Source organism: Burkholderiales bacterium, assembly GCA_035560005.1.
Taxonomy (GTDB): domain Bacteria; phylum Pseudomonadota; class Gammaproteobacteria; order Burkholderiales; family Eutrophovitaceae; genus DASRFY01.
Genome location: DATMAN010000039.1, coordinates 91,294 through 113,458, shown reverse-complemented (window position 1 = coordinate 113,458; position 22,165 = coordinate 91,294). Strand labels below are relative to the sequence as shown.

General features: G+C 62.6%; 20 protein-coding genes. All 20 read right to left on the bottom strand.

What is annotated here, in order from left to right:
• The coding region (locus VNM24_05945) for a prepilin-type N-terminal cleavage/methylation domain-containing protein (GenBank protein HWQ38146.1) at positions 1-182 on the bottom strand (182 nt) is incomplete at its 3' end.
• A 288-nt stretch (positions 183-470) separates the two neighbouring features.
• The gene (locus tag VNM24_05940) at positions 471-2,132 is read right to left on the bottom strand and encodes an HD domain-containing phosphohydrolase (protein HWQ38145.1); all 1,662 of its coding nucleotides are present in this window, start codon (positions 2,130-2,132) and stop codon (positions 471-473) included.
• Positions 2,133-2,148: 16 nt separating this feature from the next.
• A complete protein-coding gene (locus VNM24_05935; GenBank protein ID HWQ38144.1) occupies positions 2,149-4,533 on the bottom strand; it encodes an ATPase, T2SS/T4P/T4SS family in 2,385 nt (794 codons plus the stop codon).
• An 83-nt stretch (positions 4,534-4,616) separates the two neighbouring features.
• Positions 4,617-5,381, bottom strand: coding sequence for a 3',5'-cyclic-nucleotide phosphodiesterase (locus VNM24_05930; GenBank protein HWQ38143.1), 765 nt, complete (start codon positions 5,379-5,381; stop codon positions 4,617-4,619).
• A 2-nt stretch (positions 5,382-5,383) separates the two neighbouring features.
• Entirely contained in the window at positions 5,384-7,612 is a 2,229-nt protein-coding gene (locus VNM24_05925) for an adenylate/guanylate cyclase domain-containing protein (protein ID HWQ38142.1), read from the bottom strand.
• A gap of 107 nt (positions 7,613-7,719) precedes the next feature.
• A complete protein-coding gene (locus VNM24_05920) occupies positions 7,720-8,508 on the bottom strand; it encodes an FHA domain-containing protein (GenBank protein ID HWQ38141.1) in 789 nt (262 codons plus the stop codon).
• 20 nt (positions 8,509-8,528) lie between these two features.
• A complete protein-coding gene (locus VNM24_05915; protein ID HWQ38140.1) occupies positions 8,529-9,356 on the bottom strand; it encodes a Stp1/IreP family PP2C-type Ser/Thr phosphatase in 828 nt (275 codons plus the stop codon).
• 10 nt (positions 9,357-9,366) lie between these two features.
• Positions 9,367-11,910, bottom strand: a complete 2,544-nt coding sequence (locus VNM24_05910; GenBank protein ID HWQ38139.1) for a serine/threonine-protein kinase — start codon at positions 11,908-11,910, stop codon at positions 9,367-9,369.
• A 196-nt stretch (positions 11,911-12,106) separates the two neighbouring features.
• Positions 12,107-12,490, bottom strand: coding sequence for a diacylglycerol kinase (locus VNM24_05905; GenBank protein ID HWQ38138.1), 384 nt, complete (start codon positions 12,488-12,490; stop codon positions 12,107-12,109).
• Positions 12,472-13,923 carry an aminomethyl-transferring glycine dehydrogenase subunit GcvPB gene (gcvPB, locus tag VNM24_05900; GenBank protein HWQ38137.1) on the bottom strand — a complete coding sequence of 484 codons (1,452 nt, stop codon included), beginning with the start codon at positions 13,921-13,923 and terminating at the stop codon, positions 12,472-12,474. Before gcvPB ends, VNM24_05905 begins: the two co-directional genes overlap by 19 nt.
• A gap of 74 nt (positions 13,924-13,997) precedes the next feature.
• On the bottom strand, positions 13,998-15,359 hold the full coding sequence (gene gcvPA / locus VNM24_05895; protein ID HWQ38136.1) for an aminomethyl-transferring glycine dehydrogenase subunit GcvPA: 1,362 nt from the start codon (positions 15,357-15,359) through the stop codon (positions 13,998-14,000).
• Positions 15,360-15,418: 59 nt separating this feature from the next.
• Complete coding sequence (gene gcvH, locus VNM24_05890) at positions 15,419-15,808, bottom strand: glycine cleavage system protein GcvH (GenBank protein HWQ38135.1); 390 nt, start codon at positions 15,806-15,808, stop codon at positions 15,419-15,421.
• 16 nt (positions 15,809-15,824) lie between these two features.
• The gene (gcvT, locus tag VNM24_05885; protein HWQ38134.1) at positions 15,825-16,916 is read right to left on the bottom strand and encodes a glycine cleavage system aminomethyltransferase GcvT; all 1,092 of its coding nucleotides are present in this window, start codon (positions 16,914-16,916) and stop codon (positions 15,825-15,827) included.
• 6 nt (positions 16,917-16,922) lie between these two features.
• Entirely contained in the window at positions 16,923-17,741 is an 819-nt protein-coding gene (locus tag VNM24_05880) for a zinc-ribbon and DUF3426 domain-containing protein (GenBank protein HWQ38133.1), read from the bottom strand.
• Positions 17,738-18,640, bottom strand: a complete 903-nt coding sequence (gene prmA / locus VNM24_05875) for a 50S ribosomal protein L11 methyltransferase (GenBank protein ID HWQ38132.1) — start codon at positions 18,638-18,640, stop codon at positions 17,738-17,740. The genes VNM24_05880 and prmA overlap by 4 nt, the downstream gene beginning before the upstream one ends.
• Positions 18,641-18,690: 50 nt before the next feature.
• Positions 18,691-20,046 carry an acetyl-CoA carboxylase biotin carboxylase subunit gene (gene accC, locus VNM24_05870; protein ID HWQ38131.1) on the bottom strand — a complete coding sequence of 452 codons (1,356 nt, stop codon included), beginning with the start codon at positions 20,044-20,046 and terminating at the stop codon, positions 18,691-18,693.
• A 36-nt stretch (positions 20,047-20,082) separates the two neighbouring features.
• On the bottom strand, positions 20,083-20,535 hold the full coding sequence (accB, locus tag VNM24_05865) for an acetyl-CoA carboxylase biotin carboxyl carrier protein (GenBank protein ID HWQ38130.1): 453 nt from the start codon (positions 20,533-20,535) through the stop codon (positions 20,083-20,085).
• Positions 20,536-20,550: 15 nt separating this feature from the next.
• Entirely contained in the window at positions 20,551-21,000 is a 450-nt protein-coding gene (gene aroQ / locus VNM24_05860; protein ID HWQ38129.1) for a type II 3-dehydroquinate dehydratase, read from the bottom strand.
• A gap of 206 nt (positions 21,001-21,206) precedes the next feature.
• A complete protein-coding gene (locus VNM24_05855) occupies positions 21,207-21,725 on the bottom strand; it encodes a TlpA disulfide reductase family protein (GenBank protein HWQ38128.1) in 519 nt (172 codons plus the stop codon).
• Entirely contained in the window at positions 21,722-22,165 is a 444-nt protein-coding gene (locus VNM24_05850) for a protein-disulfide reductase DsbD N-terminal domain-containing protein (protein HWQ38127.1), read from the bottom strand. The genes VNM24_05855 and VNM24_05850 overlap by 4 nt, the downstream gene beginning before the upstream one ends.

Genomic DNA, 22,165 nt, shown 5'->3' with positions numbered 1-22,165 from the left:
GCCGACTGCACGGTCTCGGTGATGCTGGTGCGGCAAGCCGACGCCGCGAGAATCACTTCGGACATCTTCGAGCGCGCGGTGTAATCCTGGTAGGCAGGCAACGCCACCGCGGCCAGGATACCGATGATCGCGACCACGATCATCAGTTCGATGAGGGTAAAACCCTTCTGAACGGCCTTCATGGATGACTCCTTAACTGGTTGATCAAGCAAACACACATGTTGGAATCCGTGTGCTCGGTGCTTCAATTGGCAAGCGCTGTGCCAGCCAGTCAGGAGCTTCAGCCGTTTTTTAGCGCGAACCCGATGGACCGGCTAACGCGTATCAAAACAGAGGCTTACAACGGCGTTTGAGGCTTGCAGGAGCGAACCACGACATCGGTCGATCGATCCGCCGGCTTCGCGCGGGAAACCCGATCCCGCTGCCTCGGGATCGAAAAAGTTCGAGCCGGCAGGAAATGACACTCCGTGTCACACGCTGGAGTAGCCGGGAATTCGCGTCTCGTCGACCTGATCGATCTGATCGGGGTCGAGGAACTGCTGCGCGTACTTCACGTAGACCTTGCTGCGAACGAAGATGTCGAACAGATCCGGGTCGATGTGGCCGTTCAGCTTGAACTTCCCGAGGATGTGCAACGCTTCCGAGAGAGTCTTGCCTTTCTTGTAGGGACGGTCCTTGGCCGTCAGCGCCTCGAAGATGTCGGCGATGCCCATGATGCGGGCCTGCACCGACATCTGTTCGCGCCTCAGGCCCCGCGGATAGCCCTTGCCGTCCATGCGCTCGTGATGCCCGCCTGCGTACTCCGGCACATTGCGCAGGTGGCGCGGCCACGGCAGCGATTCCAGCATCTTGATCGTCACTTCGATGTGGTGATTGATGATCTGGCGTTCCTCGGGAGTCAACGTCCCGGACCGGATCGAAAGGTTCTTGACTTCGTCCGCGGTCAGGAACTCCGCCTCGTTGCCGCTCACGTCGCGCCAGCGATAAGTCCGCGAGATCTGCCGCACTCTTTCCTGGTCCTCTTCGCGCATCGCCTCCGAACCGATGTTGGCGAAGCGCAGGAACTCGCGGTCCTCGTTGATCTGACGCAGCCGCACATGGAACTCCCGCTCGGCCCGCTGCCATTCGCCGTCTGGATTGCCGGGCGCCGCCAGCTTGGCCTTCAACATCGCGATCTCCGCGTCCCGCTTGATGACCTCGAACCGCGTATCGATCAGTGCGATGCGGTCGAATATGGTCTGCAGCTTGGTTGCCTTGTCCACCACGTGAACCGGCGTGGTGACTTTTCCGCAGTCATGCAGCAAACCCGCGATCTTCAGTTCGTAACGGTCATCGTCGCTCATCCGGAAATCGGCGAGCGGGCCCGCAGTGGTCTCGTTCACGGCCTCGGCAAGCATCATCGTGAGTACGGGGACGCGCTGACAATGGCCGCCGGTATAAGGAGACTTGTCGTCGATGGCTGCGTTGATCAGATTGATGAACGACTCGAACAGCTCTTCGAGCTGGTTGATGAGCTGCCGGTTGGTCAGCGCAACCGCGGCCTGGGAGGCGAGCGATTCGGCGAGATGCTGATCGGCCTTCGAAAACGGCACGATCGCGCCGCTGCTGCGATCCTTCGCGTTGATCAGCTGTAGAACACCGATGATCTCGTTCTCATGATTCTTCATCGGAACGGTCAGAAAGGACTTGGACCGGTAGCCGGTCTTCCTGTCGAATCGCTTCGTTCCGCTGAAATCGAATCCCTTCTCGGTGTAAGCATCGGCCACATTGACCGTCTCGTCGTGCAGCACCGAGTACGCCACGACCATGGAATTGTTGGGCTGGCCGTTTTCGTCGTACAGCCGCACCGGATCGAAGGGAATCTGCACTCCGGTGGTCCCGCCCATCGCGATGCCCAGCGAGTCGGTGCGCAGAATCTCGAAGTGCACGCGCTTGCCTTCGCTGTCGACCCGGTAAAGTGTCCCGCCGTCGGCATTGGTGATCTTCTTGGCGGCGACCAGGATCGCCTCGAGCAGGCGAGTGATGTTCTTTTCCCGGGACAGGGAAATCCCGATCCGGTTGAGTTCCTCCAGCCTGCGCAACGGGTCCGCGCTGCCTGGCGCGCCCGACGCAAGATGCTCTTCGCCGTTCACTTTCCCTGCAAGCCCGCTACTTGATACAGACCGCCCGAACCTGGTGAATGTCTGTGATTCCCATCAGTACCTTTTCCACGCCGTCCTGCTTCAAGGTACGCATGCCCTCCGACAGCGCCGTGGCAAGCACCTCGGCGACCCTCGAGTGCTCCTGGATGTGCTTCTTGACCGCATCGGTCCCGACCAGCAGTTCGTGCAGACCGACCCGTCCCTTGTACCCCGTTCCTCCGCAGACCTCGCAGCCCACCGGTGTATAGAGCGTGAACTGTCCCTTCTCGTCAGCAAATGATCTGACCCACTCGCGATAGAGGTTCTCGTAGGCTGCTTTGGGATCGCGTTTCCAGGCCTCCGTATTCTTCAGTTCGACGCAGTACTCTTCCAGCAGCATGCGCAGCTCGTCCTGGGTCGCGATGTGCGGCGTCTTGCACTTCACGCAGAGCCTCCTGGCGAGGCGTTGTGCCAACACGCCTAGCAAGGCGTCCGCGAAGTTGAACGGATCCATCCCCATGTCGAGCAGACGGACGATGGATTCCGGCGCGCTGTTGGTGTGCAGCGTCGCAAGCACGAGGTGACCGGTGAGCGAGGCTTCGATGCCGATGGCGGTGGTTTCCTTGTCGCGCATTTCGCCGACCATGATGATGTCCGGATCGGCCCGGAGGAATGCTCGCATGGCGGTGGCGAATGTCAGGCCGGCCTTTGGATTCATCTGGACCTGGCGCAAGCCCTTCTGCGTAATCTCGACGGGATCTTCGGCGGTCCAGATCTTCGTATCCGGCGTGTTCAGGTAGCCGAGGACCGAATGCAGCGTGGTCGTCTTGCCCGATCCGGTCGGTCCGCAGACGAAGAACAGTCCGTAAGGCTTCGACACCACTTCCTTGAGCGTCTTGAGATTGCGCTCCGAGAGCCCGAGTTTGTCCAGTGGAATCGGTTCGCCGGCGGAAAGAATCCGCATGACGATATCTTCAACGCCCCCGGCCGAAGGGATGGTAGCCACCCGCAGCTCGATGTCGAGAGGCCCGAATTTCTTGAACTTGATCTTTCCATCCTGCGGCTTGCGCTTCTCGGCGATGTCGAGATCGCACATGATCTTGAGCCGTGCGGCAAGTGCGTTGCGATAGCTGGCCGGCACCGAAATGTACGGCTGCAGCGCACCGTCCTTGCGGAACCGGACTTCGGTCTTCGCCTTGCCGGGGTATGGCTCGATGTGTATGTCCGAAGCGCCTTGATGATAAGCGTCGATGATGATCTTGTTGACGAGCTTTACCAGTTCGTTGTCCTGGGCCAGAGAGGCCTCATCGACTCCTCCCCCGCCGCCTTCTTCGTCGCCCTCCTCGTCCATGCTCTGCAAAAGCTCGCCGATGGACGAGGAATCCCCGGTTTCCGCACCGAAGAACTGGTCCAGCGTAGCCGCAAACTCCCGGCGCGTGCACACCTTGTAGACGATCCGGTGCTTGGGAAAGATGTTGTTGACCACCTTCGAGGCACGCACCCGTTCCGGATCGGTCGTCAGGACGATCAATCCTTCCTTGCTGTCCTCGACCGGGACCCAGTGGCTGCTTTCCACGAAGTCCCGCTTCAGATTCTTGAGCAGATCCATCGGCTTGATGCGGTCCGGCCTGAACGGCTCATAGGGCACCGCAAAGAACTTGGACAACGCGGCGCCGATTGCGGAAGGCTTGACCTGGAATTCATCGATCAAGACGTCCTCGATATCGATGTTCTTCCTTCGCGCCGACCGGGTGGCAAGCTCCATCTCCTCGCCCGAAAGCACCGCATCGGTGACCAGAGAATCGTACTTGCCCCGCAGCATCGCCGCCGCGCGGGAGCGCTGCTTGAGAGCAATTGCGAGCGTTTCGGTCAGGTGGGTAATGCCCTCCTCGGCGACATGCGAGAATGGCTGGCCGTTTCTGGTGTTGATGACCTGCACCACGCCGATCATGTCACCCACGCCCGGTTCCAGAACCGGCGCCACGAGCATCTGCTTGGTCCGGTATCCCGTGCGCCGGTCGACCTCTTTCAGGAAACGCAGCTGAGGATGGTGCGCTCTGAGCTCGTTCTCGTCGTACACGTCCCTGATGTTGACGACCTTTTTCGTCAGCGCGACGTAGCCCGCGATACTTTGCTCGTTGACCGGCAGCTTCAGGTCCTTGAAGGACGCAAGACCCGTCTTGACCTTGGAGACGATCGCCGTACGATCGTCCGAAACGACGTAGATCGTGAGGCGCTCGGCGTCGAAGAGGGAACAGATATCCTGCGACAGCTCGAGCATGATCTCGTCGAGATTGCTCGTCGCATGGATCTTGTTGGTTACAGACTGGAGTCTTTTCTGGAACTCCAGTCTGTGTGACATCTCGGCCAGGTTCTGGCCGACCTGTGGTTTGGCATCAAACAGTGTGCTCATCGCGTTTCCCTTCCGACTTCTCGGCGGCCAGCTTCACCGCACGCTTCGCAGCGATGTTGCTCCGCGGCCAGCCGCGCCGAAGCCTAGAAACGAAATACCTGTCCATTGGCCAGCATCCGCGGGTTGAGGTGCGCGAGATCCTCCTCCACCTCGGCCATGGTCTGCGTTCCCGCTCCCGGCTTGAGATGGGTGACAAAGATGCGCGCCGGCCTGCGCAGCTTGACGAGTTCCTCCTTGAGCAGGCTCGGACAAAGGTGCTTGGATTCGATCGCAAGTTCGCGCTCGGCGTTCGGGAATGCGGTCTCGATGATCAGGTAGCGCAGATTCTCGATGTCGTTGACCGCCGCCCACAGCGCGTCGTTCGTCGTCGTATCCCCGGTGAACACGAGGCTCGCCGCACCGCTATCGAGCCAGTATCCGACTGCAGGCACGACATGATTGGCCGGCAACGCCGTGAACCGACGCTGTCCGATCTCGACCGGCTCGCCCACCTCGAGGGGATCCCAGACGAGGTAAGGGTTCTCTTTGCTCGGAATCTGCGTGAAGTCGGGCCACACCTTCCAGTTGAAAATGTGATCGCGCAGGATGCCCATCGTCTCGCGCGTGCAGTGGACGGTGAACGGCTTCTTGCGCATCGGCCCGACGGTATCGACAATCAGGGGAAGCGCCGCGATATGGTCGAGATGCGAATGCGTGACGAACACGTGCTCGATACGCTCGAGCTCGGACAGCGTGAGGTCGGCGACCCCGGTTCCTGCGTCCACCAGCACGTCTTCATCGACCAGCATCGAGGTCGTCCGCAGATTGCCTCCGATTCCTCCGCTGCAACCCAGAATTCGCACTTGCATCGTCATTTGGTCTCGAAACGGTAGGCCCCGTCCCACTGTTCGCCCGGCGGATTCTTGCGAAACACTCCGATCCTGTCGAGAAACACCCGATAGAGCAGGCGCGAAGGATATTCCCTGATCAGGTTGAGGAGCTGCAATTCTGCCATGTCCCAGTTCTGGGAACGGTATAGACGCAAGGCTTGTGCCCACAGCTTCAGCTCGTCCAGAACGGTTGGGTCGAGGGCACCTTGCAGCCCCAGCGGCTCGTAGATCGTGACCGGTTCGTCCTTGCCTTTGACCACGACCCTGTCCAGCTCGCGGAATACGACATCCTGCACCTGAGCACGGGTATTTTCGCCGATGATCAATCCGACGCCGTACTGTTTCGTGATGCCCTCCAGGCGCGAAGCAAGGTTTACGGCATCGCCCATGACGGTGTAGGCAACGCGGAGTTCCGATCCCATGTTGCCTACGCTCATGCGGCCACTGTTGATGCCCACGCCGATCTGAATCTTTGGCCAGCCGCGCCGTTCGAACTCCGGAGCCAGCTCGGCAAGCACCTGGTGCATCTCGAGCCCAGCCAGCACTGCGTTGCGGGCATGCATCGCATCGTGCACCGGCGCGCCCCAGAAGGCCATGACGCAATCGCCCATGTACTTGTCTATCGTGCCCCGGTGTCGATGGATGACCCCCGTCAGAGGAGTCAGGAACTCGTTCATCAGTTTGGACAGCTGCCGTGGGTCGAGCCCCTCGGAAATCGAGGTGAACCCGCGCACGTCGGTGAACAGCACGGACATCTCCCGGCTCTCGCCTTCCATCGTAAAGGCGCCCGGGTTGCGCGACATTTCGTCTACCAGCTCCGGCGGGACATACTGACCGAAAAGCCCGGTGATCTGGCGCTTCGCCCGGGACTCCACGAAGAATCCGTAGGACATGTTCACCGCAAACAGCAGCGCGATCATCAGCATCCCCGAAGCGAGCGGCAGCACCAGATTGCCCTCCGTCCACACCAGCACGTTGGTCGCGAAGACGGCAGCCAGCGCGAAGACGGTGATTAGCGTGGCGCGCAGTGGATTCACCAACGGCAGCATGGCCGCCATCACGACCCCAGATAGCAGAAGCAGCGCCACCTCGGCACCCAGGACATAAGGGGGGCGCTGCTTGATCGTTCCGTCGAGCATGCCGGCAATGAGGTTGGCGTGGATTTCGACACCGGGATAGACCCGATCCACCGGGGTCGCCCGCAAGTCGAACAGGCCTGGTGCGGTCGTGCCGATCAACACGATCCTGTTCTTCAGCATTCCCGCGTCCGCCCTTGCGTGCAAAACGTCGGTGGCCGAGACGTACGGGAAGCTGCCCTTCTTGCCGCGATACGGCACAAGGGCCGTCACCATGTCATCGATCGGGATGCGCACGCTGCCAATGTCCAGCCATTCCAGACCAGGGTAGTTCTCGGTCCACAGCGTTTGTTCGGGAAAGCCCGGAACGATCTGCGGCGAGCCCAGCCCCAGGCGCACAATGGCGAGCGAGAGCGCCTCGTAATACGCGCCTTCATATTCCGCGAGCATCGGCACTCGCCTGGTAATTCCGTCTTCATCGGGCCAGGGATTGAAGTGCCCACCTGCCGCGGCTGCAGTCTGGAATTCGGGCAGGTTTGCTCCATATCCAGACCACCTCGTGAACCGCACCTTTCTGCCTTTGAACGTTCCGGGTGGCAGCACCGGTGGCGGAAGGGCTCCAGCCGTCCGCCCTTGGCCATCTTTCTGGACAACATCCGAGAAGTAGTAGCCAAGAACAACCGGCCGGTTCCTCAATTTCTCGGCAAACGCGCGGTCGTGCTCCAGACGAGGTTCGACCTGCTTGAGAACCGCCTGGTACTTCGGATCGTCCTTGAGTTCGTGTTGCGCCAGTTGCCTCAGCACGCTCAACCCGGAACTCTCGTCGCGTTCGGCAAAGACGATGTCGAATGCGACGAGTCGCGCGCCATAGTGTTCGAACAACCTGTCGAGCAAGGCCGCGAGTTTGTCGCGACGCCACGGCCAGTGTCCTTCAGCAGCCAAGCTCTTTTCGTCGATGTCCACGATGACGATGCGTTCATCGATGCCACCGGGCATGACCAGCCGCAGCCGCGCGTCATAGGCAATGAGCTCGATGCGGTCTATGAGCGGTATCTTGTAGTAGCCTGCCGCGTGACCGATGAAGATGGCGGTGATCAACAGGCCGAGGCCGACGCGCACCAGATGCTTCCTCATTGCGCCCGCCTTTCAGGGTGCTGGCGCATTCGCGCGCGATATGACGGCACGCGGTACGGAAGTAACCGCCCTATGAACGGCAAAGGAGAGGCGGGTCCCCGGCCCGCTCAAGGCTTGAAGAAGAATTCCATCTTTACGCCGGCCAGCTCTATCACGTCGTGATCATTGAGCAGATGGGCCTGCGCATCGAGCGCTTTCCCATTCACGACGGGGAAGGTCGCCCCCTCGACGTGAGTGATGAAAAAACCCTGCGGCCTCTTGGCGATGACCGCGACTTGAACGCCTGGTTTGCCCACGGTCGTGAGCGCTTTTGTCAGCGGCAACTCCTTGCCGGCGTTCGGACCCGAGAGGATCTGGATGGTGCCTTGCCCTGCGCTGGGTGCTGCCGCAGCGGAAGAAGCAGGGCCTGGTGCCGCAGCAGCGCCAGCCGCCATCGCGGGCTGCGCTGCCGGCGGCGCCGCAGGCGGCGCAGCGGGAATGTCTTCCGCACTCGGCGGCTGCAGATTGGTCTGAGTATCCGTCGCGCTCCTGGACTTTATCCCGGCCCCGCCCGAGGGAGTGCGCAGCACCATGGTCTTTTCGAACTCCTGCCGCGTCATCTTGGCTGGCTGATCGTTCACGTACTTGATCCGGTACTTGCCGATCTCGATGACGTCGTTGTTCTGCAAGAAATGCTTCTTGATGGGTTGCCCGTTGACCGCTGTACCGTTCGTGCTCCCGAGGTCCTCAAGAAAAGAATCGTTCAGGATCGTCATGATCATGGCGTGCTCGCCGCTCACGGCCAGGTTGTCGATCTGGATGTCGTTGTGCGGTTTGCGGCCGATGGTCATGCGTTCCTTGTTGATTTCGTGTTCTTTGAGCACTTGGCCATCGAGAGTCACGATCAACTTCGCCATAGCTACATCCTCGCGGTCGTTTATCTGAGCCAGGAGAGGATCTTCGAAAGCCAGCCGCCTTCGGCCGGGAATTCCCTCTTGACCTTGATCAGGATCACCGAGACATTATCGCGCCCGCCGGCATCGTTCGCCATCTGCACGAGCTGTTCCGCCGCCAGCACGAGATTGCCGCCCAACGCGTCGAGCGTGAGCGCAATGTCCTCGTCTTCCACCATGTCATTGAGCCCGTCCGAGCAGATCAGATAGATGTCCCCCGGTCGCACCTCGTAGGTATGAATCTCGGCCTCGACCTCGGGCTCGATACCCAGGGCGCGCGTAACCAAGTTCTTGTTTTGGGAGCGCCTGGCGGCTTCCTTGGTCAGCAATCCGCTGTCGATCTGTTCCTGCAGGAGTGAATGGTCCCGGGTGATCTGCTCGAGCCGACCGTCCCGAAATCGGTAACAGCGCGAGTCGCCGATGTGCGCAACGGTGATCTTGTTATCGCAGCACAGAGTGGCGACCAGAGTCGTGCCCATGCCCGCATACTGCGGCTGGCTGTTCGCCGACTGGTAGATCGACGCGTTGGCCTTCACGATCACATCCCGCAGCAGGGCCGCGGCTGCGACAGTACCCGTGCTCCGGTCGACTGTGTGCGGATCGACCCGCGTCAGCGCTTCCTTGGTCTCGTTGGAAATCAGCGCTGTGGCGATGCCGCTCGCCACCTCTCCGGCGTTGTAGCCACCCATTCCATCGGCCAGCACCGCCAGCCCGATGTCCGGTTCGACTGCAATACTGTCTTCGTTGTGCGAGCGCACCATCCCGGTATGCGTGGCCTTGGCGATCTCCAAGGCGGTGCTCAAACTGATCACGTGGCAGTCCTCACAGTGCGAGGTCCACACTCCCGAATGCTGCGCGCGCGCACTGACGGATCGCTTCAGCCATCTCTTCGCCCGTCCTGAATCGCGCGTTCGGGTCTTTTGCCAACGCCTTGTCGATGATCGCCACCAGCGACCGAGGGATCGCCGGATTGACCGAGACAATGTCCGTCGGCGGCTCATTGGCGATCTTGAACATCAACTGCGTCATTGTCTCCCCCTGGAAAGGCAGGATCCCGCAGACCAACTGATAGAGCGTCACGCCCAGCGAAAACAGATCCGACTGCCCGTCGAGTTTCTTGCCGGCCAATTGTTCCGGAGACATGTAGGACGGCGTGCCCAGGATGATGCCGGTCTTGGTTTTCGAGGAGTCTGTGATTCTCGCAATGCCGAAGTCGGTCACCTTCACCGCGTCCGTGTCGGGGTCCCACATGATGTTCGCGGGCTTGACGTCTCGGTGCACCACGTTCTGACGGTGAGCATAACCCAAGGCCTCGGCGACCCGCCCAACGATTGACAGCACCTTGGGCAGCGGCAGCAGGTTTTCAGACTTCGTGTAGGCGACGAGATCCCGGCCCTTGAGGAACTCCATCGCGATGTATGCAAGATCTTGTTCTTCGCCGGCATCGTAGATCGTCACGATGTTGGGATGATTGAGCCGGCCGGCGGTTTCTGCCTCGCGAAAGAAACGCCGTTTGACTTCTTCCAGCTCCTCGCCGTCGAATTCCTGGGACAGCGCGAGCGTCTTGATCGCCACGGTACGACCGATCTTCGGATCGCGCCCGAAATAAACAACGCCCATCGCGCCTTTGCCGAGTTCGCGTTCGACTTGATAGCGGCCAAGCATCGGCTTTTCGGTTCCGGGCGCCAGCGCCAGCGTGCCGCCAGGATGGCTCGGCGCCGCACCCAGAACTATCGTCTCGGACATCTGCTTGGCACGCGCGAGCTTTTGGCCGAGATCCTTGAATTTCGGATCGTACCCGGCCATGTGCTCGTACACCGCGTGCGCTTTGTTGAATTGTCGCTTGCGCTCGAAATCCAACGCCAGGTTGTAGAGGTTATCCATCAGCTGGTCATCCAGCGGCACTCTTCTGAACTTGTCGAATGCCAGATCCAGCTGGCCCTGTCCCTGGAAAGCCAGCCCCAGCATGCGGTTGGATTCGGCCGACTCCAGATCGGACTTCGCCTTGCCTCGTTCCGTGACGATGAAGCGCTTAGTCACCAGTGCGAGGTGCCCGATGACCAGCAGCGTCACCGCACTCATCGCTTGGAGCCACATCAGCGGCCCCGTCATCAGGGCGAAATGCGTGCCGACCAGCGCTACGAACAACGTCGCCGTGATCGCCGCCCCGGTGCCCGCCCCCAGTCTGGGCAAGAGCAACACGATGTAGAGTGCCACCAGCGCATACGCTCCAAGCTCTGCCCAGCGCGCCCAAGGTGGCCTCACTACAAAATCTTCCTGGAGGAGCGAGGAAACCGAGTGGGCCAAGCTCATGACCGGCGGCATCGCCGGGGAGACCGGCGTCACTTGGTAACTGCCGACTCCGGCTGCAGTGGCGCCGATCAGGACGATCTTGTCGCGATATTTCTCCGCCGGAATCTTGCCGCTCGCGACATCGTAGAACGAGTCGACCGGGAAGGCGCCGCGTCCCTCGACCCCTTTGTAGAAATAGGTGTACATCTGCAAGAAGGGGTCGGTCGCGATCGTCAGTCCGCCAAGTCGCACGCCCTCGCCCAGGCGAACCTCGATGTCCTGCGGTCCGAGGTTCAGGCTTTGCGCTGCCAGCATCGTGGAAAGCGAGGGGAAGTAGTGGTCGTAGTAGCGCACCACCAGCGGTTCGGTGCGCACGCTGCCGTCGATGTCGGGCGCAACGTTCAGATGCCCCAGAGCTGCCGCGCCGGCAGCAAGCTGCTCGAGCGGAACCGCGGCGGCGAGGGAGGGAATTGGATAGAGGTTGGCGCCGGTCGCTCCGACCCGATCCACGACCTTGCTCAACTGATTGTTGAGCACGAACTCGGGGAGCCCGCGGTCCGGATTGCCGCGCGGTTCACCGAACTGAAAGAGCATGGGCAGCACGACGTTGCGCGCCCGGCCGATCGCCAGCGCGAGCTTGCGATCGGTGTTGAGCGCGTCCTCTGCCTCCATCAGCAAGGAGCCGAAGTCGGCCAGCGCAGCCTGCGTGCTTGGCGGGAAGCCCTGATACAGGTCGATCAACCGGTTCAGGTAGCGCAGCCCGGGATCCTCCTGCGGCTCGAAGAAGAAGGAGGCGTAACCGATCACCTTCACCCCGGCGGCAGCCAGCCGCTCGATCATCCGCGCATGGACGTCGCGCGGCCAAGGCCAGCGGCCGATATTTGCAATGCTCTGGTCGTCGATGGCAATGACCGCGATCCGGTCGGAAGGCGTGCGCTCGGAAGCGCGCATGCCAAGGTCGTACGCGCTGCGTTCCAGGCTTTGCAGCAAATCGCTGCTCGATGCAAAGAGCACGAGGATGACAACGAGCAGTCCGAGAAACCAGTCCGCCTTCCAGAAGGCCCTTTTGCTCATTTCGCCCGCCGTGACCCGCCCTGAAGAGCAAATATTATTGCTTTTCTATGGATTTATCTTTAAGTAGAGATAAAGGCTTCGATAATTGCACTAAAAGTATATGATTTTTATGAAAGTGTTTGGGAAGCTGCTGCCAAGCGTCCACCTCGGCAAAAGCATGTTCCGGCCGGTCATCGCCGCCAGGCGCGCTGGCGCGTCAACCGAACAGCGTCAAGCTCCAGACCACCACGACATTGATCAGGGAAATCATCACGGCCGCGCTGCCGATGTCCTTGGCACGCTTCGCGAGGCGGTGATGATCGAGGGAAATGCGGTCCACCGCCGCCTCAATCGCGGAGTTCAACAGTTCGACGATCAGCACCAGCAGTACGCTGGCAATCATTGCTGCCTTCCCCGAGCCGCTCACCGGCACCCACAAGGCCGTCGGCACCAGAACCAGAGCGACCAGAACTTCCTGACGGAACGCGTGCTCGTGCCGGTAGGCTGCCTTCAAGCCGTCCAGCGAATAGAGAAAGGCATTCCACACGCGCCGCAGACCGGTCTTGCCTTTGTGCGGGTTTTCTAGCTCGCTGGAGTCCATCTCACGTCGAGTTCCCTGACCGCCTTGACATCGTCCAGACGACGAACCGGCGTCGTGTGCGGCGCGCTCTTCACCAGTTCAGGCCGCGTGCGCGCTTCCTCCAGGATCTCGACCATGGCGTCGACGAAAGCGTCCAGGGTCTGCTTGGACTCGGTCTCGGTCGGCTCGATCAACAGACATTCGGGAACGAGCAACGGGAAGTATGTCGTCGGGGCGTGAAAGCCCTTGTCCAGCAGACGCTTGGCAAAGTCCATCGCGCTCACCCCGGTCTGTTCCTTCAGGTCCTTGAGCGTGACGATGAATTCGTGGCTGGCGCGGCGCGAGGGATAGGCAACCTTGAACCCTGCCTTGCTCAGCCGTGCCATCAGGTAGTTCGCGTTCAGGGTGGCGAACTCCGCCACGCGCCGCATGCCACGGCGCCCCAGCATGCGCGCATAGACATAGGCCCGCAGCAAGACCCCGGAGTTGCCCGTGAATGCCGACAGCCGCCCGATCGACCGGGGGCGCTCGCGTTCCTCTAGGCGAACGTAGTGCTCGCCCTGTTTCACGATCAGCGGTACCGGCAGATAGGGAATGAGTCGATCCTGAACACCGACTGGCCCTGCGCCGGGGCCGCCACCGCCATGCGGTGTCGAGAAGGTCTTGTGCAGATTGATGTGGATCACATCGAAACCCATGTCGCCGGGCCGCACCTTGCCGAGAATGCCATTGAGGTTCGCGCCGTCGTAGTAGAGCAGCCCGCCTGCGCCGTGCACGATGTCGCGAATCGATTCAATCGTCCGCTCGAACACCCCGAGCGTGGAGGGATTGGTCAACATCAAGCCCGCCGTCTGCGGCCCCACCGCAGCGCGCAGCGCTTCGAGGTCAACGTTGCCTTCCTTGTCGGTCGGAACCTCGCGTACCGTGTAGCCGCACATCGTTGCCGTCGCCGGATTCGTGCCGTGCGCCGCGTCCGGGACGACGATCTCGGTGCGGGCGGCATCACCGCGCGCACGGTGGTAAGCACGAATCATCGCCACGCCGGCAAACTCGCCCTGAGCACCGGCCATCGGCGCCAGGCTCACTGCCGCCATACCCGTCACTTCCTTGAGCAGCTCCTGCAGCTCCCACAGGCAGGCGAGAAAGCCTTGCCCGGTCTGGTCGGGCGCCAGCGGGTGGCGCGAGAGGAACTCGGGAAGCATCGCCAGCTCGTTGCACGCCCGCGGGTTGTACTTCATCGTGCAGGAGCCGAGCGGGTAGAAGTGCGTTTCGATCGAGAAGTTGCGTTGCGACAGGCGCGTGTAGTGCCGCACCGCGTCCAGCTCGGACACCTCGGGCAATGCGGGGAAGTCGGTGCGCAGCAAATGCGCCGGCAGGTCGTGCGCGGCGGACGGCGCTTCCGGCGCTTGGGCCTGGGCTCTGCGGCCGGCGCGTGAAAGTTCGAAAATCAACATGCGCTGGCGGGATTGACCTTGTAGGTGGCGCTCGTCATGCCTCGGCTCTTCTCGATTGCGAATCGATCGACGGTTCAGGCCACCGCACGCAACGATTCATCGAGCGCCTCGGCATAGCGCTCGATGTCTTCGGCCGTCTTGGTTTCAGTCGCGCAGATGAGCAGCGCGTTTCCCAGCTCGGGATAGTCGCGTGCCAGATCATAGCCCCCGAGGATGCCCCTGGCCCGCAACCGTCCCAGGACCGATTCCGCGGCCACGGGCAGGGCGACCACCGCCTCGTGAAACACCGGCGAATCGAAGCGCCGGCTCACGCCAGGCACGCGAAGCAGACGATCCACCAGCGCCGTGGTGTTGGCGTGCGAGGCGGCCGCGACGCCGCGCAAGCCCGCCGGACCGAGCATTGCCAGATAGATCGTGGCAGCGGTCACGGCCAGGCCCTGGTTGGTGCAGATATTGGAAGTTGCCTTGGAGCGGCGGATATGTTGTTCGCGGGCTTGCAGCGTCAAGGCAAATCCGCGCCGTCCCTCCAGATCCACTGTGCGTCCGACGATTCGTCCGGGCATCTGGCGCACGTGCGCCAACTTGCAGCTCATGAATCCGAAGTAGGGCCCGCCACCTGAAAGCGGGACTCCGAGCGGTTGCCCTTCGCCCACGGCGATGTCGGCCCCGCTGCGACCCCACCGGCCGGGCGGCTTCAACAAGGCAAGAGAAGTGGGGTTGACACAGGCAATCGCAAGCGCACCCGCTGCCTTCGCCCGATCGGCCAAGCCATCCACGTCCTCCAGCACGCCGAAAAAATTCGGTTGCGGTATCACCAGCGCCGCGAATCCACCCTTACTTGCGCATTCGATCTCTTCTGGACGCGTCTGCCCGTACTGCGACGAATAGGGCAACTCGACCACCTCGATACCCTGATTGGCGACGATCGTTCGCACCACTGCGCGATAGGCCGGGTGCACCGTGCTCGGCAGCAGCACGCGGCGTGACTCCTTGTGCAGCCGCACCGCCATCAGCACCGCTTCGGCGAGGGCCGAAGCGCCGTCGTAGAGGCTCGCGTTGGTCACCTCCAGACCGGTGAGCGAACACATCATCGACTGATACTCGTAGAGCAGTTGCAGGGTGCCCTGGCTGGCCTCGGCCTGATAGGGCGTATAGGAAGAGTAGAACTCGCCACGGGTAGCGATCTGCCACACGGCCGAGGGGATGTGATGCTCGTAGGCGCCGGCTCCGATGAAATTGAGATACGCGCCGTCCTGACGCGCGCGTTCGCGCATGAGCCGACCCACGGCCATTTCGCTCAAACCCTCGGTGATTCCGCCGAGCTTGACGTCCTTGAGTCCGGCAGGTATCTCGTCGAACAGATCGTCGACGCGCGCCACGCCGATCTGCGCGAGCATCTCGCGCACGTCCTGTTCCGTATGCGGTATGAAGGGCATCTCAGTCTGTCGTGAAGTCCGGCGCTCGGGCGTTCATCGGCTGGCCGGCGGGAAAGGTCTCAATGTGCGGCCGATTCGACCAGCCTGCGATAAGCAGCCGCGTCGAGCAGCGAGGCGAGTTCCTGAGGGTCGGACAGTTTCAACTTGAACATCCAGGCATCGTAGGCGCCCTCGTTGATCTTTTGCGGCGCGCTCTCCAGCGCCGAGTTGACCGCGACGACTTCGCCGGATAGCGGAGCATAAATGTCGGAAGCCGCCTTCACCGACTCGACAACCCCGCATTCCTCGCCTTTCTTCACCTTGCGTCCCAGTTTGGGCATCTCCACGAACACCAGATCGCCCAGCAGATCCTGCGCGTGGTGCGTGATGCCCACCGCCACGGTACCGTCGGCTTCTTGACGCGCCCACTCGTGGGTATCGGTGTACTTCAGGTCGGCCGGAATGGTCATCGGATGTCCTTATGTTTCAGGCAACGGGCAGCTCCACAAGGGGCTTACCATGGCGCACGAACGGACATTTTACCGTCCGCGCCCTGAGCAACCGGTCGCGCGCCTCGACTTGTACCGTCTGGCCCGGACGCACGGCCACCGGCACTCGGGCCAACGCGATCGACACGTTCAGCGTGGGCGAAAAGCCGCCGCTGGTGACCCGACCTTCACCATGCTCGGTCACAACCCGCTGCGCGCTTCGCAAGACGCCGCGATCCATGCAGATCAACCCGATCAACTGCGCGCGTGGCTTCCTCGACTCCAGCGCCCGCCTGCCGATGAATTCCCGCGCCGACGCCAGGTCGACCGTCCAGGCCAGACCCGACTCCAGCGGTGTCACGGTCTCGTCCATGTCCTGTCCGTACAGATTCATGCCCGCCTCCAGACGCAGCGTGTCGCGGGCGCCCAGCCCCGCGGGTCCGATGCCGGCAGCTCTGAGTGACCGCCAGAAGCCGAGCGCCTGGTCCGCCGGAAGCATGACTTCGAATCCGTCTTCCCCGGTATACCCGGTGCGCGCGACCATCCATCCGTCGCATTGGGCGGCACAGAAGGGGGAAAGCGGCTCGCTGCAGGGTTTCAGTTCCGGGCGAGCGCGCCACAGCTTTTCCCGCGCGCTCGGGCCCTGGATCGCCACCATCGCCAGGTCGCGTCGAGGAACGATGCGCACATCGAGCGACAGTCGCTCGCGCTGCGTCTGCAGCCAGCGCAGGTCCTTGTCCGCCGTGGCGGCGTTGACCACCAGCCGGTACTGACGCTCGCTCAGCCAGTAGGCGATCAAGTCGTCAATGATTCCGCCGTCGTCGTTGAGCATGCAGGAATAGAGAGCGCTGCCCGGGCGCTCTAGCCGCTCGATGCTGTTGGCGAGCAGGCGAAGGAGGAAAGGCGCGGACGAGGCCCCGGTCACGTCGATCACGAGCATGTGCGACACGTCGAACATGCCGGCGTCGCGTCGCACCATGTGATGCTCCTCGAGCTGAGAGCCGTAGTGCAGCGGCATCTCCCAGCCCCCGAAGTCGACGAGCTTCGCGCCGAGCGCGCGGTGCTCATCGTTGAGCGGTGTCTTGAGCATCGGTTCTTACGGATAAAAGAAGTAGACCCGGTAACCGGCCGCGGCAATCTTACCCGTATCGAGGTAGAGCCTGATCGGCACTTCGGCTCCCGCTTCGAGGCCGGCTTGCCGGTCCTTCGCCGAGGACAGATACTCTCCGGGGAGAAAGACGCGCCGCGCGATCGCCTGATCCCGGGCATCGGTCAGCGTCAACTCGAAAGCCGGATACTGAACCGCTACCGCCGCGCGATTGCGCAGCAGCACGGTCAACTCCATCTGGTTCGGGCGCGATGGATCGACCACCTGGAGGCTCGTCGAGTCGACGTGCAGGTAATCTGACAGACGAGGCAGGCCGACCTCACAGCCGAACCAGTCGCAGGCCCGCTCATATGCGGGGCGCAGAAGCGGGAGCGAAGCCAGGAGTCGATCGCGAAAGGCGATCGACGCTTGAATGCCGGCAAGCGCCAGCAACAGGATGGAGGCCGACACCCAGAGCGCGGTGCGCCGACGCTGAGGGGGCAGACGGAATTCCCATTCGTACAGGCTGACGGCGGGGTCGGGACGCGCTACTCTCGGCGGGGACGAGGATGCCGCACGAGCCGCGCCCGCGGCCATCGACGCAGGCGCCGTCGCCTGCTCGTCGCCCACGGCTGAAGGGGACTGGACGGCGGTTTGGGCGGGCGCCGGCACGCTCTCCTTGGCGGGTTCCTGCGCGCTCAGGGTGGCGAATGCATCGAACACTTCCTGGCAGTGCCCGCAACGCACGCGTCCATTCGAGGCCTGCAGTTCACGCGTCGTGACGCGGAACACGGTCAGGCAGGCCGGGCAGCGCGTGTAGAGGTTCACTGCCGGAGTGCGGCAACGCCCGCGCGCATGATGCCGTCGAGTCGGACCCACCCTTCCTCGATTGCACCCACGCGCAGATCGAACCAAGGCCGGTAGATTCGGGTCAGGTTCTCAACTTGTGCGGGCAGAATCCCGGACAACACGAGGTGCCCGCCGCTACGGGTGAGCCGTGCCAGAAGCGGCGCCAGCGCAGCAAGCGGAGCCGAAAGGATATTGGCGATGGTCACGTCCGCCGGTGCCGGCGCAGGCGCATCGGCCGTAAGCCATTCGATGGCGACATCGTTGCGCTCGGCGTTGTATCGACTGGTTTGCAGCGCCTGAGGGTCGATGTCGATCCCGACAACGTGCGCCGCACCCAGCCTGGCTGCTGCGATCGCCAGAATGCCCGACCCGCACCCATAATCGATGACGCTTTGCCCCGGCTGCAGGTGCTGATCGAGCCATTGCAGACACAGGCGCGTCGTGGGATGGCTGCCCGTGCCGAAGGCGAGTCCAGGGTCGAGAACGACCGTCAGCGCCGCCGGGTCTGGAACCACGCCCCAACTCGGCGAGATCCACAACCGCTGCGAGATCCGGATCGGAGCGAACTGAGACTGTGTGAGCCTCACCCAGTCCTGCTCCTCCACTCGCCCGATGCCATAGGATGGCAAAGCCAGACCCGCTTCGCCCGCCGCCTCGGTCAGCGCGCGCTGCACGTCGGCGTGCTCGGGGAAGAGCGCAACCAGGCGATGTTCTTGCCACGCCGGGACTGCCTCCGCTCCCGGCTCCGCGAAGATCGGCTGTTCGCCCCCCCTGCCGGCGTGCGCATCGGCGATGTCGACCGATGCCGCGCCGCACCCGAGCAGCGCATCGGTCAGCGACGCGGCCTGCTCGGCATCGACGATCATTTCAACCGCAATCCAGGCGATGGCGAACCTCGAATCGGTGATCGGCGCCGGCGCGCGGCCGGCTACTCGATCTTGGTGTACTTGGCGAGCTTCTCTTCAAGATAGTGGATGCTCGTGCCGCCGCGGATGAACGCGGTATCGACCATCAGTTCCTGGTGCAGGGGCAGATTGGTTTGAATACCCTCCACCACCATTTCCGACAGTGCCACCCGCATGCGCGCCATTGCCTGCTCGCGGGTGTCTCCGTAGGCGATGACTTTGGCGATCAGCGAATCGTAATACGGGGGCACGAAATAGTTCTGATAGACGTGCGAATCGACGCGAATCCCCGGCCCGCCGGGGACATGCCACGCGGTGATGCGTCCGGGCGAGGGCGTGAACTTGTACGGATGCTCGGCGTTGATGCGACATTCGATGGCGTGGCCCCGGAATTGCACGTCCTTCTGGCGGAACGGAAGCCTTTGTCCCGCCGCGATCAGGATCTGGGTCTTGACGATGTCGATGCCGGTAATCATCTCGGTCACGGGATGCTCGACCTGCACCCGCGTATTCATCTCGATGAAGTAGAACTCGCCGTTCTCGTACAGAAACTCGAAAGTCCCGGCGCTGCGGTAGCCGATCTTGCGGCAGGCTTCCGCGCAGCGCTCGCCGATGCGGATGCGCTCCTTGGCCGCAATCAGAGGAGCCGCGGCCTCCTCGATGATCTTCTGGTGGCGGCGTTGCATGGAACAATCACGGTCGCCGAGGTAGACGGCGTTACGGTGCTCGTCGGCAAGTACCTGAATCTCTACGTGGCGCGGGTTTTCCAGGAACTTCTCCATGTATACCATCGGGTTGCCGAACGCGGTCTTGGCTTCCTGCCGCGTCATCGTGACCGCATTGATCAGGGCAGCCTCGGTGTGTACCACACGCATCCCGCGCCCGCCGCCTCCGCCGGCCGCCTTGATGATCACCGGATAGCCGATCTTGCGCGCCACCTTCACGATTTCATCGGGCGCCTCGGGCAGCGCGCCCTCGCTGCCCGGCACGACCGGCACCCCCGCCTTGATCATCGCGGCCTTCGCGCTAACCTTGTCGCCCATCAAGCGGATGGTCTCGGCTCGCGGCCCGATGAAAACGAAACCACTCTTCTCCACGCGCTCGGCGAAGTCGGCGTTCTCCGACAGGAAGCCATAGCCCGGGTGGATGGCCTCCGCGTCGGTGACTTCCGCGGCGCTGATGATGGCCGGGATGTTGAGATAAGAGTCGGCGGAACTCGGCGGGCCGATGCACACCGATTCGTCGGCGAGCCGCACATACTTGGCGTCGGCATCTGCCGTGGAATGAACCGCAACCGTCTTGATACCCAGTTCGCGGCACGCGCGCTGCACGCGCAGCGCAATCTCCCCCCTGTTCGCAATCAGGATCTTCTCGAACATGTGACGGGAACGCTCTAAAGCTTCTGAGCGCCCAATTCAGGCGATGATGAACAACGGCTGGCCATACTCGACCGGCTGGCCGTTCTCGACCAGGATTGCCTTGATGGTACCGCCGACGTCGGCCTCGATCTCGTTGAGCAGCTTCATGGCCTCGATGATGCAGAGGGTGTCCCCGGGGCTGACCGTCTGGCCGACCTCCGCCAACGGCTTGCCTCCCGGCGATGCCGCCCGATAGAACGTGCCCACCATGGGGGACTTCACCACGTGACCTTCGGGTTCGGCGGGCGCTGCAGCCTCGGCTGCGCCCGCGACCGCTGCCCCCGCCGGAACGACCGCCGGCGCGGTCTGCGGTACGGCCATTACGGCCGTCTGCACGCTGGCCCCAGTCCGGCTGATCCGCACCTTCTCTTCGCCTTCCGTGATCTCCAGTTCCGCGATCCCCGACTCCTGCACCAGATCGATCAGCTTCTTGAGCTTCCTCAGGTCCATGGATGAAGCTCCTCGTCAGTCCAGACGCTGCAACGCGAACTCGAGTGCGAAATCGTAGCCGCGCGACCCCAGACCGCAGATCACCCCGACTGCCAGGTCACTGAAATAGGAACGGTGGCGGAAGGGCTCGCGGGCATGCACATTGGAAAGATGCACTTCCACGAAGGGCAGGCCTACGGCCGCCAAGGCGTCTCGAAGGGCCACGCTCGTATGGGTGTAGGCTGCGGGGTTGATGATGATGAAGCCGACCGACCCGGTTCGCGCCTGCTGAATGCGCGAGACGAGCCGCCCTTCGTCGTTGCTTTGGAATGCCTCGAGGCGGACGCCGGAACGGGCGGCTCGCGCCACCAGCCGCCGGTTAATGGCGGCCAACGTCTCCGCCCCGTAGATCTGCGGCTCGCGCGTGCCCAGCAAGTTGAGATTTGGCCCATGCACGACAAGAATGCTGCGCTGTCGAGCCGGCATCCGGGCGGATTTTCGCCGCGATGGCGAGTTCATGGCCGGCGAGTTTGCCGCAGTTCGCGACATTTTGTCCAGATTTGCCGGCAATTTTAAGTAGGCCGCCTGTGCCACTGGGGCGCGCAGCCGAATCTGCAAGGTTCGCCCTCGCTCGACGCTCCAACTTGCCCGCAGTTTGCCGAACTTGGGCGTAGCTTGCGGCCGAAACGAGCCTAGAGATGGGTCAGCAGCAGCCTTTCCAGCTCGGTGGGCTGCACGGCACCGTGGAATCTGCCGAGAAGACGGCCCCTCTGGTCCAGCACCACCGTGTAGGGCAGGCCCCCTTGGAGGTTGCCCGCGGCGCGCGACAGTTCGATGGCGCCCGTTTGGCCTACGAGCAGGGGGTAGTTGATGCCTTTGGCGCGGGCGAACTCGCGCACGCTGGGCGCATCGTCCACCGCGATTCCGACAAATTGCAGCCCGCGGACCCCGAGGCGGGACTGCAGATCGATGAAGATCGGAATCTCTTCCAGGCAGGGCGGACACCAAGTTGCCCAGAAATTGACCACCAGCAGCTTCCCGCGCCAGTCCTGGAGCGTCCGAGGCGCGCCGCTTACGTCGGGAAGCGCCGCAGCCATCAGCGCGCTGGTGTCGACCTTGCCGGATTTCAACTGAGAACTGAGGAAGAAACCGGCCGTCGCCGCCGAGAGCGCCACCGCGAGCAACAAGACGTACTGTGCCGAACGGTTCACGGCTTCTGGCTTTGTTTGCCGCCCGGCCTCGCGGGAAACAGCAAGGCCCGCTGGGTCAGCGGGAGATAACACACTCCGACGTCCGCACAGCCCTGGGACACCGCGATCAAGGTAAAACGCCCCGCGGCCTGCCCGTCCAATGGGATCCGGATCGTCACTTCTCCGCGGTAGATTTCGCTCCTGCCGAAGAACTCGTCTTCGTGCCACTCGCCGGCGGGCAGTTGCGGTGCGCCGAGGCGCACCGCCGGATTGTCGGTGCTGAACGCCAGGCGCGCCTTGTAGAGATAGTAGCCCTCCGCCACGCGGTAACGCACTTCGATCGTCCTCGGGTCAGGCATGCCGGCGCTGAGCCGAAAGGCCTGTTCCGGATCGAGCAGATCGTGCTCCGGCCCGCCCGCAGCGCCGAGCGCGATGGCGCACCACAGAGCGCACGATGCCAT

What these genes read in the sequence shown, in the direction of transcription:
- VNM24_05930 (HWQ38143.1), bottom strand. Translation starts at nt 5,381, where the DNA reads ATGCAAGTGCGAATTCTGGGTTGCAGCGGAGGAATCGGAGGCAATCTG.
- gcvH (HWQ38135.1), bottom strand. Translation starts at nt 15,808, where the DNA reads ATGACCATTCCGGCCGACCTGAAGTACACCGATACCCACGAGTGGGCG.
- gcvPB (HWQ38137.1), bottom strand. Translation starts at nt 13,923, where the DNA reads ATGTTGATTTTCGAACTTTCACGCGCCGGCCGCAGAGCCCAGGCCCAA.
- gcvT (HWQ38134.1), bottom strand. Translation starts at nt 16,916, where the DNA reads ATGCTCAAGACACCGCTCAACGATGAGCACCGCGCGCTCGGCGCGAAG.
- accC (HWQ38131.1), bottom strand. Translation starts at nt 20,046, where the DNA reads ATGTTCGAGAAGATCCTGATTGCGAACAGGGGGGAGATTGCGCTGCGC.
- VNM24_05925 (HWQ38142.1), bottom strand. Translation starts at nt 7,612, where the DNA reads ATGAGGAAGCATCTGGTGCGCGTCGGCCTCGGCCTGTTGATCACCGCC.
- accB (HWQ38130.1), bottom strand. Translation starts at nt 20,535, where the DNA reads ATGGACCTGAGGAAGCTCAAGAAGCTGATCGATCTGGTGCAGGAGTCG.
- VNM24_05905 (HWQ38138.1), bottom strand. Translation starts at nt 12,490, where the DNA reads ATGGACTCCAGCGAGCTAGAAAACCCGCACAAAGGCAAGACCGGTCTG.
- VNM24_05935 (HWQ38144.1), bottom strand. Translation starts at nt 4,533, where the DNA reads ATGAGCACACTGTTTGATGCCAAACCACAGGTCGGCCAGAACCTGGCC.
- VNM24_05920 (HWQ38141.1), bottom strand. Translation starts at nt 8,508, where the DNA reads ATGGCGAAGTTGATCGTGACTCTCGATGGCCAAGTGCTCAAAGAACAC.
- gcvPA (HWQ38136.1), bottom strand. Translation starts at nt 15,359, where the DNA reads ATGCCCTTCATACCGCATACGGAACAGGACGTGCGCGAGATGCTCGCG.
- VNM24_05850 (HWQ38127.1), bottom strand. Translation starts at nt 22,165, where the DNA reads ATGGCATCGTGCGCTCTGTGGTGCGCCATCGCGCTCGGCGCTGCGGGC.
- aroQ (HWQ38129.1), bottom strand. Translation starts at nt 21,000, where the DNA reads ATGCCGGCTCGACAGCGCAGCATTCTTGTCGTGCATGGGCCAAATCTC.
- VNM24_05910 (HWQ38139.1), bottom strand. Translation starts at nt 11,910, where the DNA reads ATGAGCAAAAGGGCCTTCTGGAAGGCGGACTGGTTTCTCGGACTGCTC.